This is a genomic window from Caulobacter sp. UC70_42 (genome assembly GCF_044056025.1).
Taxonomy (GTDB): Bacteria; Pseudomonadota; Alphaproteobacteria; order Caulobacterales; family Caulobacteraceae; genus Caulobacter.
Map to the genome: position 1 here is coordinate 4,319,866 of NZ_CP171994.1, position 14,890 is coordinate 4,334,755.

The following is a 14,890-nucleotide window of genomic DNA, read 5'->3' on the forward strand; positions in this document are numbered from 1 at the left end:
AGGGGGATCACTCGATGAACCGGCAGTTCAAGCGGATGCTATTGGCCGGCGCCATGGCCACGGCGTCTTTCAGCGCATGGGCCGCGCAAGCCCAGGAGGCCAGCAGCGTTCGAGGAAGTTGTCGTCACCGGCACCCGGATCAAACGTCAGGACATCAGCGGGGTCGGTCCCGCGACGGTGATCTCGCAGGAGCAGGTCGAACGGTCTGGCGTCAACAATGTCGAGACCCTGCTCCAGCGCCTGCCGTCGTCGGCCGGCAACGCGGGCAACCAGACCAACGCCTACTGGACGGGTAACGGTTATGGCACCGCCCAGGTCAATCTGCGCGGTCTGGGGATCAACCGGACGCTGACCTTGATCAACGGCCGCCGGGTGGTCAACGGCGGCACCGGCGCCAACAGCGCACCAGACCTGAACATGATCCCCACCGCGATTATCGGCCGGATCGACGTCCTGAAGGACGGGGCCTCGGCCATCTATGGCGCCGATGCGGTTGCCGGCGTCGTCAACATCGTCACGCGCACCAATGTCGAGGGCCTTACGGTCACGGGCAAGTACGGCGTCGCCGATGAAGGCGATGGGGCAGAATACGCCATCGACGGACTTTGGGGCATGCACAGCGAGCGCGGCTCGGTGACCGCCGCGATCACCTGGCAGAAGACCGAGGCGGTCAACCTGGCCAGCCGCGCCCCGTGCGGCCTGGGCGAGGTCGGCGGCGTGCTGACCTGCTTGTCGTCGGCCTCCACGATCGGCGGGCGGGCGGTGCTGCCCAACGGCCAGCAGATCAACTTCAACCAGACCCCAGGCGGTAACGGGAACTTCTACGAGCCATACAGCGCCGCCAAGCACAACTTCAACTCCAACCCCTTCCTCAACGCCGTCAGCCCGATCCAGCGCTTCAGCACCGCCTTCCTGGCCGACTACAAGCTGACCGACAGCGTGACGCTGTTTGGCGAGGCCTTCTTCACGCATCGCCAGAGCCGGCAGATCGCCAGCCCCGGCACCTTGCGCAACCTGGCGATCGCGGCGTCCAACCCGACCAATCCGACGGGCCAGAACATCACCCTGGTGCAGCGTCGTCTGGCCGAACCCGGCGCGCGCATTTTCTCCCAGAACGTCGACACCTATCGCTTCGTGGGCGGCGCCCGCGGCGAGCTGGGCGGCGACTGGACCTGGGAGGCGGCGGCCAACTGGGGCCGCAACACCGGCGTCGATGGCATGACCAACATCGCCAATCTTGAGCGGGTGGCCAACTCGATCAATCCGGCGGTGTGCAGCACCACGCCCGGCGCGGCCATCCCCTGCGCCGACTATCTGGGCGCGGGCGACCTGACGCCGGCGGCGCTGAAGTACATCCTCTACAATTCGCGCGACACGGGCGGCAACGAGCAGCGCAGCGTCACCGCCGACGTCTCGGGCTCCCTGCTGACCCTGCCCGCCGGCAAGCTCGCCATCGCCGCCGGTGTGGTCTATCGCGAAGAGAAGGGCTGGCGCGACCCTGACGCCTTGACCGTGCTGGGCATCGCCAACACCAACCAGCAGGACCCGATCTCCGGCCAGGTCTCCACCAAGGAAGCCTATGTCGAGCTGTCCGCGCCACTACTGGCCAACCTGCCCCTGGTGCGCACCCTCGAACTCAACGGCGCGGTGCGCTATTCCGACTACAATCTCTTCGGCTCCAACGAGACCTACAAGCTCGGCGTCAACTGGGGCGTCATCGAGGGCCTGCGCCTTCGGGCCACCTACGGCACCGGCTTCCGCATTCCCAGCGTCCCGGAACTCTTCGGGGGCGTGGCCGAAGGCAATCTGACCACCACCGATCCCTGCAGCCGCTATTCCAGCAGCACCAACGCCACACTGGTCGCCAACTGCCGCGCCAGCGGCGTGCCGGCCAACTATGTGCAGCTGGGCAACACGGTGCTGACCACCGTCGGCGGCAACGCCAACCTGTCGCCGGAAAGCGCCAGACTTTCACGGTCGGCGGGGTGTTGCAGCCGACCTTCGTTCCGGGCCTGTCGGTGACGGTCGACTATTTCGACATCAAGATCACCGACGCCATCCGCTCGATCCCCGGCTCCACCAAGCTGGCGGTCTGCTACGCCTCGACCAATCTCAGCCACCCGTTCTGCGGCCCGGCCAACTTTACCCGCAGCACCCTGACCGGCGAGATCAACTTCCTGTCCTCGCAGCCTTCCAACGCGGGCCGCGAGCAGATGCGCGGCGTCGATATCGGCGTGCGTTACGACTTCGATGTCCGAGGGCTGGACGCCAGCATCGACTGGAACACCACCTATCTGGACAAGTACGTGATCACCCCGTTCCTGGGCGCCAGTCCGATCGTCTTCGACGGCTTTATCGGCGGCGGCAACGGCGGCTATCCGCACTGGCGCTCGAGCGCCAACGCCTCGCTGCGCAGCGATCACTGGTCTGCCAATTACTCGGTGCAGATGATCGGCAAGGCCACCGACTTCAACGCCGCGTCCAAGGACATCGGCTACCGCACATCCAACGTCTTCTACCACAACGCCCAGTTCGCCCACCGGCTGGGAACGCGCGCGGGCCTGACGGTCGGCGTCGACAACCTCTTCGACAAGAAGGCGCCGTTCATCAAGAGTTGGACCGACGGCAACACCGACACCATGACCTACGACCTGCTGGGTCGTCGCGGTTACCTCAAGCTCACCTACCACTTCGACTAAACAAGGGGGAAGCCGGCCAGGCCCTGCGCCTGGCCGGCGACGTTTCGTTCATGGCGACCGCTAAGAAATCCACGATCCGCTGGCCGGCCTGGGCCCGCAAAACCCACAAATGGCTGGCGCTGATCATCGGCGTCCAGGCGCTCTTCTGGATGCTGAGCGGCCTCTACATGACCGCCGTCCACATCGACATCATCCATGGCGACGCCCTGGTGCGCCCCGCGCCCGTCCTGCCGATCGATCCGGCGAGCCTGCGCGACCCCGCCGAGATCCTGGCGCGCTACGCGGCCGCCAGCACGATCAAACTCGACAGCCAGCTGGGCCAGCCGGTCTTCGTCGTCGGCGAGGGCAAGAAGCGCGTGCTCGTAGACGCCCGGTCCGGGGCTCAGATGTCGCCCCTGGACCAGGCGGCCGCGCAGGATCGGGCGCGGCGGCACTTCGCTGGCCCCGGCAAGATCGTGCGCACCGAGCTGCTCAGCGTCATCCCCAGCGAGATCAAGGGCCGCCCGGCTCCGATCTGGCGTGTGGAGTTCGCCGGGCGCTGGCGCCCAACGCTCTACATCTCCCCTCAGACCGGCGAGCTGGTGGCCAAGCGTCACGACCTTTGGCGGATGTTCGACTTCGTCTGGATGTTCCACATCATGGATTACGAGGCGCGGGTCGACGTCAACAACCTGCTTCTGCGGGTGGCGGCCTGGATGGCCGTGGCCACCTCGCTCACCGGAGCCTGGCTCCTGCTCTACAGCTTCCGTCGCAAGCGCCGCGTGCGCAAGCCCGCCCAAGGGTGACCTCGTGTTCCTGATCCGCACCCTGCACAAGTGGTTTGGCCTGATCCTGGGCCTGCAGTTCCTGCTCTGGTCAATCAGCGGGGCCATGATGGCCATGCTGGACGCCAAGAAGGTCGCCGCCGAGGACAGCGAACGCGCCCCGCCCGCGCTGTCTCAGCCGCTGTCGCCCATCCGGCTGGCCAGCCTGGCCCAGTCGCTGGACGCGCCCATCCTGCGCGCGCGGTTGCGCCCGCTCGGCGAGCACTATGTCTATGAGGTCGAGACGCCGCTGGATCTTCGCCTGTTCGACGCGGCCACGGGCGCGCCGGTGACGATCGACGCCCCGCGCGCCCAGGCCCTTGCGCAAGCCGGCTACGCCGGTTCGGGCGCGGTGGCGTCGGTCGAGAAGGTCGAGAAGGTCAGCGGCGAGGTCCGCGGCGTGACCCTGCCGGTCTGGCGCGTGGCCTTCGCCGATCCTGATCACACGACCTTGTTTGTCGATCCCCGCACCGGCGCCATCCATCACCGGGTCAATGACACCACGCGGACCTGGAACCTCTTCTGGATGATCCACATCATGGATTATCCCAACGGCGCGGGGTTCAACCATCCCCTGATCGTCACCGTGGCGACCGGCTGCGTCTGGCTGGCCTTGAGCGGTTTCATCCTGCTGGTCCGCAGCTTCCGCCGGCAGGACTTCGCCTATGTCCTGGATCCCATCGATAAACTGCGGGGCCGCTGATGGCGGCCCCTGACAGCGCTCCGGCCCTTGGTCCGCCGGGCGAAAGCCTGCACGGGCGCATCAAGGCCGACATCGCCGACAAGATCGTCTCGGGCGCCTGGCCGCCGGGTCACCGCATCCCGGCTGAACACGAGCTGATGCGGCGCTACGGCTGCTCGCGGATGACCGTCAGCAAGGCGTTGTCCAAGCTGGTCGATGGCGGCCTCATCATCCGCCGCAAGCGGATGGGCAGCTTCGTCTCGCGACCCAGGATCCATTCGGCGGTGCTCAACATTCCCGACATCCAGGCCGAGGTGCGCGCCCGGGGCCAGACCTACGCCTATCGGCTGCTCAGTCGCCGCACGCGGCCCGTCACCCGGCGCGAAGCCCTCGAGTTCGACCTGCCCGAGACCTGCGAGGTTCTGCTACTGCGCTGCCTGCACAGCGCCAACGAGCGCCCCTTCGCCCTGGAGGAGCGCCTGATCAGCCTGGACGCCGTGCCCGAGGCGCAAGGGGTGGAGTTCTCACTCATGCCGCCGGGCACCTGGCTGCTGCGCACCGTGCCCTGGACCGAGGCCGAACATCGCATCAGCGCCGTGCGCCCGACCAAGGCCGTGGCCCAAGCGCTCGAGACCGATCAGGCCGGTGCGTGCCTACGCCTGGACCGCCGTACCTGGCGTCTGGGCGCGGGTGTCACCCATGTCAGCCTGCTCTTCCCCGGCGACGCCTTCGATCTGGTCGCCCGCTTCACGCCGACCGCGCCCCTGCCCTGATAGGACCCGAGCCGGCGCGATCCGGTTCCTGCGACAAAAAAGCCAGAACCGGGACGAGGGGCCGAAGCCGGGGCCGCGTATGGCCTTACGCAACCTCCTCTCTAGGACTGGATTCCATGAAAGTTCGCGCTCTCCTCCTCACCGTCATGGCCGTCTCGGCCCTGGCCGCCGGCCAAGCCAGCGCTCACGCCAAGCTGGTGTCGTCGAACCCGACCGCCGCCGCCACCGTCGCCGCGCCCAAGACCATCACCCTGACCTTCAACGAGAAGCTGGCTCCGGCCTTTTCGAGCTTCGAGCTGGCCATGGCCGACGGCATGAAGGTGCCGGTAAAGACCACCGTCTCCAAGGATCGCAAGTCGATCAGCGGCACGCCGCAGGGCAAGCTGATGCCGGGCGGCTACAAGATCACCTGGCGCGCCGCCGCCGGTGAAGATGGTCACCGCATGGACGGCGTCGTCGCCTTCACGGTGAAGTAAGCATGGAAACGGCGGTCGTCCTGCTGCGGTGGGCGCAATATACGGCGGGCTTCGTCCTAATGGGCGGCGCGGCTTTTGCGCTCTACGCACTCCCCGCTCAGGGGCCCTCCAGCGCTGCAACGCTGGGCTGGCCCCGACGCATCCTGTGTGGGTCGGCCGTCGCCCTGCTGCTGACGACGGTGATGGGCCTGATCGCCCAGACCGCGGTCGTCGCCGGTTCGCTGGCCGACGCCCTGAACTTGCAGACGCTCAGCTCGGTGCTGACCGACATGGCCATGGGTCCCTCCTCGGCCATCCGCGCGGTCGTCGCCTTGCTGGCCGCCCTGATCCTTCTGACGCTGCGGCCCGGCGCGGCTTCCTGGTTCGTCGCCGCCCTTCTGGGCGCGATCGCCACCGCCAGCTTCGCCTGGATGGGCCATGGGGCGGCCACCGAAGGGTCCGGCGCCCTGCTCCATCTGGTCGCCGATATCCTGCATCTGGTGGCCGCGGCCATCTGGATCGGCGCCATCGCCTTCTTCATCGGCCTGGCCGCACGTCGGGGTGAACCCGACCGCGACCAGCTCACGGCCTTTCACGTGGCTCTGGCCGGCTTCTCCGGCATCGGCTCGGGTCTGGTCGCCGTCCTCCTGGCCACGGGGCTGGTCAACAGCTGGTTCCTGGTCGGTCCGGACGGGTTGGGCGGCCTGTTCTCGACCCTTTACGGTCGTCTTTTGCTGGTGAAGCTGGCGGCGTTCGGAGCCATGCTGCTCCTGGCTGCGGCCAACCGCTTCCGGCTCACCCCGGCGCTCAATGCGGCGCTGGAGGCTCCGGAACGGGCGCCAGCGGCGGTGGCCGAACTCAAGCGCAGCCTCGTGATTGAGGCCGGCGCGGCGCTGACTGTCTTGGCGCTGGTAGCCTGGCTGGGGCGCCTTGCGCCCATCGTGTCCCAGTAGGCGCCCGTCCCCCGGCGACGCCGGGCAGTCACGCCGGGACGCCGAGGGACGTCGTCACCCCTTAAGACGTCCCTCGGCGATCCTTCGCTCTCCCGCGTGGGCGCCCTGCCGATCCGATCGGACCAGGGCGCTTGACGCGACTAGGCCAGACCCTACCAGGCGGCGTGCAGGCCGTCGTCATCAAGGCCGCCTTCGGGCGGCCTTGAGCCTGTTCAACATCGGGGAAAGTCCATGAAGATTTCAAGCCCGTTGGCGCGCGCCGTCCTGATCGTCGCGGCGCTCAACCTGGCCTATTTCGGCGTTTAGTTCGCGGTGGCCATGCGGATCCAGTCGGCCTCGCTGCTGGCCGACGCGGTCGACTTCTTCGAGGACGCCGCCGTCAATCTGCTGATCTTCATCGGTCTGGGCTGGTCGATCGCCAACCGCGCCCGGCTCGGGCGCCTGCTGGCGCTGATCATCCTGGCTCCGGCCCTGGCGTTTCTATGGACGCTGTGGCGCAAGCTCGGCGCGCCGGTCACGCCCGCCGCGGACCTGCTGTCGCTGACGGGAGCGGGCGCGCTGGCGATCAATCTCTTCTGCGCTTTCCTGTTGGCCCGCCATCGCCACCATGCCGGAAGCCTGGCCAAGGCCGCCTTCCTGTCGGCGCGCAATGACACCATCGCCAATGTGGCGATCATCGCCGCTGGCGGCGCGACAGCCCTCACGCGCTCGCCCTGGCCCGATATTGTCGTTGGCCTGGGCATCGCGGCGATGAACATCGATGCGGCGCGCGAAGTCCTGGCCGCGGCCAAGGGCGAGAAGGACACGGCCGGCGCCCAACCCTAGGGTCGCGGCCCGGCCGTCTGGCGACGATCAGATTAGCGGCTCTCGCCGCGGCTCGGGCAGCGGACGCCGCGCGAAGGGATCGTGGGCGCGCAGCCAGTCGCGCGCCGGTCGCTCGACCAGATGATAGGCCGCCACCGACACCGCCAGGCAGACGACAAAGACGCCAAGCCAACCCACGAACGCGCCGATGCCGGAGAGATTGGGAGCCACGCGAACCAGGGCGTGGAAATAGGCGATGTCGACCGGCAGGTGGGTCATGTAGACCGCGTAGGACACCTCGCCCAGATAGACCATCGCCGGCGCGGTCATCAGCCCGGCGCGACCTTGCTTGGCGGTCTCGGCCAGACAGAAGATGACGAGCGCCAGGGCCGGCCAGATGTAGAGATCGCTCAGGCGCAGGGTGGCGGCCACCACGATCCAGGCCGTGGCGATCAGCGCCCCTGGCCCTGCCCAGCCGGCCGGCAAGGTCACCGAGGATCCGAGGCGATGCAGCGCAGCCCCCATCAGGAAGCTGGGGATGATCCGGATCGCGCCGATCTGGGCGGTCATGTCGGTGAAGAGCACGCCATGGCGCTTGGCGCTCAGGAACATCGCGGCGAACAGCAGCAGCGCCAGGCCCACCAGCAAGCGCGGTCGCGCGCGCAGGGCCAGCGACGCCATCGCCGCCAGTGGAAAGCCCAGATAAGCGAACCACTCGGCCGAGATCGACCAGGAGGGGAAGTTCCACTGCACGGTGGGCGTCGTGCCCCAGGCATGGATCAGCAGCAGGTGTTGGGGCAAGGATCGCAGGTCGAACGCCACGGGGTCGAAGGTCGCCCCCAGTTTCACGGCCAGCATCCAGATGGCCAAGGTGGCGGCCAGCGTGACCAGATGGACCGGATAGACCCGAGCCAGGCGCGCCCACAGGAAGGAGCCGTACTTGAAGCGCTTCTCGGCCACCGCCCGGGTATAGACGTGGCTGAGGATGAAGCCCGAGAGGATGAAGAAGAGATCGACGCCCAAATAGCCCTTGGCGATCAGGCCGTAGCGATCCAGGCCCAGCGTCAGGTGATCGCGAAAATGATAGACGAGCACCCAGAGCGCCGCGCAGATCCGTAGCGACGTGAGCGGACGGATGTCCGTTGGATACATGACCCCCCCCGAGAATCGTGACGGGGCCGGCGTTGATCGCCGGCCCCGTGGCGGCGACTAGAGCGCCTTCAGGCCGACGATGGTCTTGCCCTGCAGCTGGAAGCGGACCTTGGTCCCGACAGCCATCCCCTTGAGCAGGGCCGGGTCGGAGACCTTGAAGGCCATGGTCATGGCCGGCCACTTCAGCGCTGGGATGGCTTCGTGGGCCAGAGTGACGCTGGCGGCCTTGGCGTCGATGGCGCGGATCACGCCGGTGGCTTCGACCGGCGCGGCGGCCGGCATGGCGTGGTCGCCGTGACCGGCATGCTGGTCGCTCATGCCGGCCATCTGGGCGCCGGCGGGTTGCACGCTCGCGGCCAGGGCGGCGAAGGCGAGCAAGGACATCATGCGTTTCATGGGAGTCTCCTTGAGAGGGGCAAAGAAGAAGGGCCTAGAACCAGGCCCGCAGGCCGACGACGAAGCTGGTGTCGCTGACGTCGCGTCCGGCCGCGCGCGCCAGATCGGCGGTCTTGCCGACCGAGCGCTCGTAGGAGACGCCGATATAGGGCGCGAACTCGCGGCGGATTTCGTAGCGCAGGCGAAGCCCCAGCTCGGCCGTCGACAGACCCGAACCCGTTTCGGTTTCGGGGATGTTCTGGGCGGCGAAGTTGAGCTCGGCGCGAGGCTGCAGCAGCAAGCGCTGGGTCAAGCGCAGATCGTAGGCGCCTTCGACCCGCGCCAGCAGGTTTCCCTTGTTGGACAGGAAGACCGCGCCGCTGGCCTCCACCCAATAGGGCAGCAGGGTCTGGAAGCCGGCCGTCAGATAGGTGCGCGACTTGGGCTCCACATCCTGGCGCAGGCCGAACTGCAGGTCGGTATAGGGCGCCATGGCGCGTGAATAGAGAAGCTGTACTTCGCCAGCGTCGACGCCCTTGCGGTCGCCTTCACCCTCGGTCTTGACGACGAAGCGATTGATGTCGCCGCCGAACCAGGCCTCGCCTTCCCAGCGATAACCGTCCGCGCCGGAGCGAACCTGGCGCTCCAGGATGCTGGCCATCACCTGCGAGACCTGGGCGCCGCCGTGTTCACCGGCCAGCACCTTGCGCGCCCGGACCATCGCGCCCGGATCGAAGACCTTGTCGGCCAGGTAATCGACCGGCGGGGGCGGCGGGGGCGTCTCGTGCTCGGCGACCGGAGGCGCGCCCATCTCCATGCCGCCCTGCCCGCCGCTCATCGCGGACATGTCATGGCCAGCGGGCATCGCCATCGCCGCGCCGGGCTTGGCGTCGGCCGGCGCCATACCGTCCATCTTCATGTCGCCCATGGTCGACATGTCGTGGCCGGCCATCGGGGCGGCGGCGGGCTTGGCCGCGTCCATCTTCATGTCGCCCATGCCCGACATGTCATGGCCAGCGTGCGGATCGGCCGGCTTGGCCGCCGGCGCGGCGGGGGCCATGCCGCTCATGCCGCTCATCCCGGACATGTCGTGCCCGGCATGAGGGTCGGCCGCCTTGGCGGCCGGCTTCTTGGCCGGCGCCCTTTTCTTGGCGACCGGCGCGGCTTTCTTGGCGGGGGCCTTCTTCTTGGCGACCGGCGCCGAAGCGGCCGGCTTCATATCGTCCATCTTCATGCCGCCCATGGTCGACATGTCGTGGCCGCCTTGCTGGGCCAGCACCGGGCCAGCCCAGAGAACGGGCAGAAGAGCCAGAACCGAAACCTTCATCGCGCGGCCTCCCCTTGGGCGTCGCGCACGCTGAAGACCTGAAACATCCCGGCGTGCATGTGGTAGAGCATGTGGCAGTGGAAGGCCCAGTCACCGGTTTCGGCGGTGAAGTCGAAGCTGACCTTGCCGCCCGGCAGGACGATCACGGTGTGCTTGCGCGGCAGGTAGCCGCGTGGCCCGAAGGTCAGCTCGAAGAAGTGACCGTGCAGGTGAATGGGGTGGGCCATCATGGTGTCGTTCACCAGGGTGACGCGCACGCGCTCGCCGTTGCGGAAGGTGTAGGGCGGCGGCCCTTCGCTGAACTTGCGCCCGTCGAAACCCCACATGAACCGTTCCATGTTGCCGGTCAGGTGGATTTCCATCGATCGGCTGGGCGCGCGGGTGTCAGGGTTGGGCTCCAGGGCGACAAGGTCCTGATAGACCAGCACCCGGTGCCCGACGCTTTCCAGGCCCTGGCCCGGCTCACCGGTGCGATCGGCCGGCATCGGCGAGATCGTCTGCACGCCGGGGCCGAGCTTGACCCCCGGCGCGTTCAGCGGGTTGCGCATCGACATGTCCATGCCGCCCATGCCCGACATGTCGCCCATCGCGTCGGAGCCGCGCACGCGCGGCGCCGCCATGCCCGGCGCGGGCTTGACCGCCGGCATGGCGCCGTGGCCCATGGCCGCGTGATCCATGCCGCTCATGTCCATGCCCGGCATCGCCTTGCCGCCCATGTCCATGCCGTCCATCTTCATGCCGCCCATGTCCATGGACCCCATGTCCATGCCCATGTCGCGCATGTTGGCCAATGGACGGCTCCGCAGCGGCGGAACCTCGGCGCTCATGCCCAGGCGCGGCGCCAGGGTGGCGCGCCCCAGGCCCGAACGGTCGACCGACTCCGAGACGATGGTGAAGGCCTTGTCCTCGCGCGGCTGAACGATGACGTCGTAGGTCTCGGCGTTGCCGATCTGGAACTCATCGATCTCGACCGGTCGCACCGGCAGGCCATCGGCGGCCACCACGGTCATGCGCAGGCCCGGGATGCGAACGTTGAAGACCGACTGGGCCGCGGCGTTGATGAACCGCAGCCGCACGCGCTCGCCGGGCGAGAACAGGGCCGTCCAGTTGTCCTTGGGGCCGTGGCCGTTGATCAGGAAGGTGTAGGCCGCGGCGGTGACGTCGGAGATGTCGGTGGGGTCCATCAGCATCTTGGCCCACTCCCTCCGCTCGGCGAAGGTCTGGTCGCGGCCGGCTAGCAGGCCCGCCACGGTCTGGCGCTGATAGTTGAAGGCCCCACTCTGCTGCTTCATCTTCTTGAAGATGGTGTGGGGGTGCAGGCGGCTGTGATCGGACAGCACCACCACGTGCTCGCGATCGAAGGTGATCGGATCCTCGCCGGCCGGATCAATGATGATCGGCCCATAGTGACCCATCTGTTCCTGCAGACCCGAGTGACTGTGATACCAGTAGGTGCCCGACTGCTTGACCGTGAACTCGTAGGTGAAGGTCTCGCCCGGCTTGATGCCCGGGAAGCTCACGCCAGGCACGCCGTCCATCTCGAAAGGCACCAGCAGGCCGTGCCAGTGGATCGAGGTCTCCTCGTCCAGGGTGTTCTGCACCGAAAGCTTGACGCGCTGGCCCTCCTTCAGACGGATCAGCGGGCCGGGCACGGTGCCGTTGATGGTGACGGCATGGCCTTCGACGCCATCCACCCGGAACGGCGTGTGGCCGATCGTCAGCTTGATTTCCGAACCCGAGAGCGCGGGGGGCGAGCGACCGGCTTCAGCCGCCTTAGCCCAGCTGGGCAGCAGCCCGGAAAGCGCGGCCCCGCCGCCCAGCAGGCACAGGCCCTGAAGTAAGCGACGGCGGTCTAGAGCCGCATCGGATCGAAGCATGATAACCCTTTGGTCGAAGGTCCGCCGCCGGAGAAGCCCGAAGGGGCTGTGGCGCGGTCTTGACGGGGATTACGCAGCGCGGGGGCTCGGCCCTCACCGGCGCGTCGAAAAAGTATCAGCCCGGCGCAATCCATTCGGCCAGGCGCTTGCGCGCCCGATAGGCCCGGGTCTCGATGGTCTTGGCGCTGACGCCCAGGAGGTCGGCGGCTTCCTGTTGGGAGTAGCCTTCCAGATAGGTCAGGATCAGCGGCTCCTTGAGCTGAACCGGCAGGCGGGAAATCGCCGCTTCCAGCCGCGACAGTTGCTGGGCGCGTTCGGTTTGTGCCTCGGGATCCAGCCCCTCGTCGGCATAGTCGGGCGTACCGGGCGCATCGATCGAGCGTTCGCCCAGGATCAAGCGGCGCACGACCAGGCGGCGGCCATGGTCGCGGCATTTGTTGAGGGCGATGGCCCGCAGCCAGGTCGAAAACGGCCGAGCCGGATCGTAGCGGTCGAGCGCCTTCCAGGCGGCCACGAAACTGTCCTGAACGACATCGCGTGCGGCTTCCTGGTCGCCGACGTGACGGCGGGCAAAGGCGTGCAACGTTCCTTTGTGGCGGCGCATCAGCTGGCTGAATGCCGGCTCGTCGCCAGCCGCGGCCCGCCGCGCGAGGACGGCGTCCTCCGCTTCGCCGAGCCCTTCGGTCACGGCGCTTCGTTCGTGAGAGCCTGGGTGACGCGGCGATCGAACTTCTCCGCCTGCTCGGGAGTCAGCACCTTACGCATCGCCAGAACGTGCTGGACGGTTTCCAGTTGCAGGGCGCCCATGGCGGCGTGGAAGCGTTCAACGGCGGCCTGGACCTCAGGCGAATATTCGTGCCGTTCCTGGATGGCGGCAGCCAGCTGGGCGTTGGCGGCCCTCAGCTCGGCTTCGCGAGCCTTGCGACGCACTGAAAAATCCTGCTCGAGCACGTCGAGCTGGCGGTCCTGGTCCGCTGACAGCTTCAGTTCGTGGTGGACCATCTCGTGCAGCGAGACCGGGCGGCGCGTGGGCAGCAGACCGCAGGAACCGATCCAGGCCCCGGCCGCGCCGGCCAGGAACGCCAGGATGACGGTGAGGATCAGGCCACGGGTGATCTTGAGCATCAGCGACCGCCGCCCAGCAGGGTCGAGGGCGCCAGGTGTGCGTCCACCGAGAAGGCCGAGATTTCCGCCGGCTCGCGCGCGGCCGCCACGGCGGTGAAGGTGCCCCCCGCCAGGCCAACACCCAAGGCGGCGATCACGCAGGCCGCGCGCACGGGCAGAAGCGCGCTGGACATTCGGCGAGCGTCCCGGGCGCTATCGATGCGCGCCCAGATCTGGCCTTCGAGGCCATGCAACGATGCTGTCGGCGATCGCCTCAGCACCTCCAACATTTGATCGAGCTCATCGCTCATGGGTCGATCCCCTGACCTTGAAGTCTCACTATACGCAAGCGGCGCGCGGTCCCCCTCACTTAAGGACCCTTTGGCGCCGTGACCTAGCATCTTAGCGACAAATGGGGCGCGCAGTTGTCTTGTCCGTAGGGGGGGATCGCTCGGGCGGTAGCGCGGCGGACCGAGGGGGCGCGCCCTCGATCCGCGGCGTCAAACCCTGGAGACCGTCGGTTCAGCGGGCCAGCATGGTGCTCATCTGGTCGATCTCCTTCTTCTGGCCCTCGATGATGCCGGCGCAAAGGGTGCGGATTTCCGGATCGCGGATCGGGGCCTTGCCGCACATCAGGATCGCGCCGGAATGGTGAGGGATCATCGAGCGCAGGAACTCGCGGTCGCCGATCAGCCATTGCTGGCGAATAGCGGCAAAACACAAAATCCCGATCGCCAGGCTGGTGGCGATCAGGGCCCGGTTGAGGCCGGCCTTTGGATACATCATCCCCATCAGGGCCAGTTCCAGGACGATCATCGGTGCGGTCATCAGCCCGGCCATGTAGGCCTGGTTTAGGCTGGGGTGGATGCTCGAGGCCTTGTCGACCATGGCGTACATCAGGATGTACATGGCGATGAATGACAGGACGGTCATCACCGCCAGGCGAAGATAGGGTCCATGCTTGTCGTGGGAATGATCCATAGGCGTCGCTCCGTCAGGCGCGGTTTGAGGGATCTTCGGGATACGGCGCGCGCGAGCGCTTCCCTCAGCCCCTTAAGCGTGGCCATGCTCTTTTGTTTGACCGCCAGCCGGCGTATTCAGAACACCATGTGGAGCATCGCGCGCCTCATCCTTATGGTCTTGGCCCTGGCCGGCTTCGTCGGCCAGACCAGCGTGCGCGCCATGCCGATGACGCCAGACGCACCGCCCGCGGCGGCGCCCCTGTCGATGATGGACTGCGCCGACATGCCGGGCATGGGCGAGGCGCCCATGGCCATGGACGTCGGCAAGGCCCAGACGCCGGCCAAGACACCGGCCCCCGCGCCCTGCAAGAAAATGACGCCCGATTGCATCGGCAAGATGGGTTGCGGCACGGCGGCGATCCCCCCGCCCGCCACCTTGGCTTTCGCTGCCATCGCCCACTTCGCCGACGTCTCCTTCCAGATCGCAGAGCGCGACCATGACGGCCTCGATCCGTCGCCTCCCTTCATCCCACCGATAAGCCTGGCCTGAACGCGCGTCCGCACGTCGGACGCCCATGACCAGCGCTCGCCCGTCGCGCCTTGGACGGGCTTTCAATCGGTATGGAGAAGGTCGATGACCTCCAAGATGATCCTGGCGATCGGCGCTGGCGCGCTGTCGCTCACCCTGGCCGCTGCGGCTCAGGCCGCCGACATGCCGGCGCCCGCCAAGGACTACGTCCTGCGCGTCGCCCCGCCGTCACCGAACCCGCACGACGTGTTCCGTCGGACGATCCAGGTCCCGCGCGCGACGGACATGGCTCAAGCGCCGTGCGACTGCCCGATGATGAAGGGCGGTTCGGCCATGCGGGAACACTGCATGGACAAGTCGGCCTAACGACCTGACGTCCGGGACGCGTTGGCGGT

Annotated in this window: 18 protein-coding genes; 10 read left to right on the forward strand and 8 right to left on the reverse strand. The window is 67.5% G+C overall.

All coding sequences use genetic code 11. The annotated features are described in order from the left end of the window. The first annotated feature begins 177 nt into the window (after positions 1-177). The 8 genes from ACHMW8_RS21585 to ACHMW8_RS21620 all read left to right on the forward strand — a co-directional run bounded on the left by ACHMW8_RS21585 (position 178) and on the right by ACHMW8_RS21620 (position 7,190). The gene (locus ACHMW8_RS21585; RefSeq protein ID WP_395443750.1) at positions 178-2,022 is read left to right on the forward strand and encodes a TonB-dependent receptor domain-containing protein; all 1,845 of its coding nucleotides are present in this window, start codon (positions 178-180) and stop codon (positions 2,020-2,022) included. After that, entirely contained in the window at positions 1,989-2,699 is a 711-nt protein-coding gene (locus tag ACHMW8_RS21590) for a TonB-dependent receptor domain-containing protein (protein ID WP_395443751.1), read from the forward strand. The genes ACHMW8_RS21585 and ACHMW8_RS21590 overlap by 34 nt, the downstream gene beginning before the upstream one ends. A gap of 50 nt (positions 2,700-2,749) precedes the next feature. Then, the gene (locus ACHMW8_RS21595) at positions 2,750-3,484 is read left to right on the forward strand and encodes a hypothetical protein (protein ID WP_395443752.1); all 735 of its coding nucleotides are present in this window, start codon (positions 2,750-2,752) and stop codon (positions 3,482-3,484) included. Between the two features lie 4 nt (positions 3,485-3,488). Beyond that, complete coding sequence (locus ACHMW8_RS21600) at positions 3,489-4,205, forward strand: PepSY domain-containing protein (RefSeq protein ID WP_062099963.1); 717 nt, start codon at positions 3,489-3,491, stop codon at positions 4,203-4,205. Further along, complete coding sequence (hutC, locus tag ACHMW8_RS21605) at positions 4,205-4,957, forward strand: histidine utilization repressor (protein WP_062099964.1); 753 nt, start codon at positions 4,205-4,207, stop codon at positions 4,955-4,957. The genes ACHMW8_RS21600 and hutC overlap by 1 nt, the downstream gene beginning before the upstream one ends. 116 nt (positions 4,958-5,073) lie before the next feature. Then, positions 5,074-5,433, forward strand: a complete 360-nt coding sequence (gene copC / locus ACHMW8_RS21610; protein ID WP_395443753.1) for a copper homeostasis periplasmic binding protein CopC — start codon at positions 5,074-5,076, stop codon at positions 5,431-5,433. Positions 5,434-5,435: 2 nt separating this feature from the next. After that, on the forward strand, positions 5,436-6,365 hold the full coding sequence (gene copD, locus ACHMW8_RS21615) for a copper homeostasis membrane protein CopD (RefSeq protein WP_062099966.1): 930 nt from the start codon (positions 5,436-5,438) through the stop codon (positions 6,363-6,365). A gap of 318 nt (positions 6,366-6,683) precedes the next feature. Beyond that, the gene (locus ACHMW8_RS21620; protein WP_197425318.1) at positions 6,684-7,190 is read left to right on the forward strand and encodes a cation transporter; all 507 of its coding nucleotides are present in this window, start codon (positions 6,684-6,686) and stop codon (positions 7,188-7,190) included. A gap of 27 nt (positions 7,191-7,217) precedes the next feature. On the opposite strand, the gene ACHMW8_RS21625 is transcribed toward ACHMW8_RS21620, so the two are convergent. The 8 genes from ACHMW8_RS21625 to ACHMW8_RS21660 form a co-directional block, all read right to left on the reverse strand. Beyond that, the gene (locus tag ACHMW8_RS21625; RefSeq protein ID WP_062099967.1) at positions 7,218-8,321 is read right to left on the reverse strand and encodes an acyltransferase; all 1,104 of its coding nucleotides are present in this window, start codon (positions 8,319-8,321) and stop codon (positions 7,218-7,220) included. A 57-nt stretch (positions 8,322-8,378) separates the two neighbouring features. After that, a complete protein-coding gene (locus tag ACHMW8_RS21630; protein WP_231737598.1) occupies positions 8,379-8,717 on the reverse strand; it encodes a copper-binding protein in 339 nt (112 codons plus the stop codon). A 34-nt stretch (positions 8,718-8,751) separates the two neighbouring features. Continuing rightward, positions 8,752-10,023, reverse strand: coding sequence for a copper resistance protein B (locus ACHMW8_RS21635; protein WP_062099968.1), 1,272 nt, complete (start codon positions 10,021-10,023; stop codon positions 8,752-8,754). Then, positions 10,020-11,900: a copper resistance system multicopper oxidase gene (locus ACHMW8_RS21640; protein ID WP_062099969.1), complete on the reverse strand. Its 1,881-nt coding sequence runs from the start codon at positions 11,898-11,900 to the stop codon at positions 10,020-10,022. Before ACHMW8_RS21640 ends, ACHMW8_RS21635 begins: the two co-directional genes overlap by 4 nt. Before the next feature lie 115 nt (positions 11,901-12,015). Then, positions 12,016-12,588 (reverse strand): RNA polymerase sigma factor, encoded by a 573-nt coding sequence (locus ACHMW8_RS21645; RefSeq protein WP_062099970.1) that lies wholly within the window; start codon positions 12,586-12,588, stop codon positions 12,016-12,018. Further along, positions 12,585-13,025 carry a periplasmic heavy metal sensor gene (locus tag ACHMW8_RS21650; protein WP_062099971.1) on the reverse strand — a complete coding sequence of 147 codons (441 nt, stop codon included), beginning with the start codon at positions 13,023-13,025 and terminating at the stop codon, positions 12,585-12,587. The genes ACHMW8_RS21645 and ACHMW8_RS21650 overlap by 4 nt, the downstream gene beginning before the upstream one ends. Further along, complete coding sequence (locus tag ACHMW8_RS21655) at positions 13,025-13,198, reverse strand: hypothetical protein (RefSeq protein ID WP_164512727.1); 174 nt, start codon at positions 13,196-13,198, stop codon at positions 13,025-13,027. Before ACHMW8_RS21655 ends, ACHMW8_RS21650 begins: the two co-directional genes overlap by 1 nt. A 328-nt stretch (positions 13,199-13,526) precedes the next feature. Then, positions 13,527-13,985, reverse strand: coding sequence for a DUF305 domain-containing protein (locus ACHMW8_RS21660; RefSeq protein ID WP_062099973.1), 459 nt, complete (start codon positions 13,983-13,985; stop codon positions 13,527-13,529). Between the two features lie 84 nt (positions 13,986-14,069). Here ACHMW8_RS21660 and ACHMW8_RS21665 point away from each other — a divergent pair, with 84 nt between their 5' ends. Beyond that, positions 14,070-14,516 (forward strand): hypothetical protein, encoded by a 447-nt coding sequence (locus tag ACHMW8_RS21665; protein WP_096033048.1) that lies wholly within the window; start codon positions 14,070-14,072, stop codon positions 14,514-14,516. A gap of 84 nt (positions 14,517-14,600) precedes the next feature. Then, a complete protein-coding gene (locus tag ACHMW8_RS21670) occupies positions 14,601-14,861 on the forward strand; it encodes a hypothetical protein (protein WP_062099975.1) in 261 nt (86 codons plus the stop codon). Positions 14,862-14,890 lie beyond the last annotated feature (29 nt).

What these genes read in the sequence shown, in the direction of transcription:
- ACHMW8_RS21595 (WP_395443752.1), top strand. Translation starts at nt 2,750, where the DNA reads ATGGCGACCGCTAAGAAATCCACGATCCGCTGGCCGGCCTGGGCCCGC.
- hutC (WP_062099964.1), top strand. Translation starts at nt 4,205, where the DNA reads ATGGCGGCCCCTGACAGCGCTCCGGCCCTTGGTCCGCCGGGCGAAAGC.
- copC (WP_395443753.1), top strand. Translation starts at nt 5,074, where the DNA reads ATGAAAGTTCGCGCTCTCCTCCTCACCGTCATGGCCGTCTCGGCCCTG.
- copD (WP_062099966.1), top strand. Translation starts at nt 5,436, where the DNA reads ATGGAAACGGCGGTCGTCCTGCTGCGGTGGGCGCAATATACGGCGGGC.
- ACHMW8_RS21620 (WP_197425318.1), top strand. Translation starts at nt 6,684, where the DNA reads ATGCGGATCCAGTCGGCCTCGCTGCTGGCCGACGCGGTCGACTTCTTC.
- ACHMW8_RS21625 (WP_062099967.1), bottom strand. Translation starts at nt 8,321, where the DNA reads ATGTATCCAACGGACATCCGTCCGCTCACGTCGCTACGGATCTGCGCG.
- ACHMW8_RS21630 (WP_231737598.1), bottom strand. Translation starts at nt 8,717, where the DNA reads ATGAAACGCATGATGTCCTTGCTCGCCTTCGCCGCCCTGGCCGCGAGC.
- ACHMW8_RS21635 (WP_062099968.1), bottom strand. Translation starts at nt 10,023, where the DNA reads ATGAAGGTTTCGGTTCTGGCTCTTCTGCCCGTTCTCTGGGCTGGCCCG.
- ACHMW8_RS21640 (WP_062099969.1), bottom strand. Translation starts at nt 11,900, where the DNA reads ATGCTTCGATCCGATGCGGCTCTAGACCGCCGTCGCTTACTTCAGGGC.
- ACHMW8_RS21650 (WP_062099971.1), bottom strand. Translation starts at nt 13,025, where the DNA reads ATGCTCAAGATCACCCGTGGCCTGATCCTCACCGTCATCCTGGCGTTC.
- ACHMW8_RS21655 (WP_164512727.1), bottom strand. Translation starts at nt 13,198, where the DNA reads ATGTCCAGCGCGCTTCTGCCCGTGCGCGCGGCCTGCGTGATCGCCGCC.
- ACHMW8_RS21660 (WP_062099973.1), bottom strand. Translation starts at nt 13,985, where the DNA reads ATGGATCATTCCCACGACAAGCATGGACCCTATCTTCGCCTGGCGGTG.
- ACHMW8_RS21665 (WP_096033048.1), top strand. Translation starts at nt 14,070, where the DNA reads ATGCTCTTTTGTTTGACCGCCAGCCGGCGTATTCAGAACACCATGTGG.
- ACHMW8_RS21670 (WP_062099975.1), top strand. Translation starts at nt 14,601, where the DNA reads ATGACCTCCAAGATGATCCTGGCGATCGGCGCTGGCGCGCTGTCGCTC.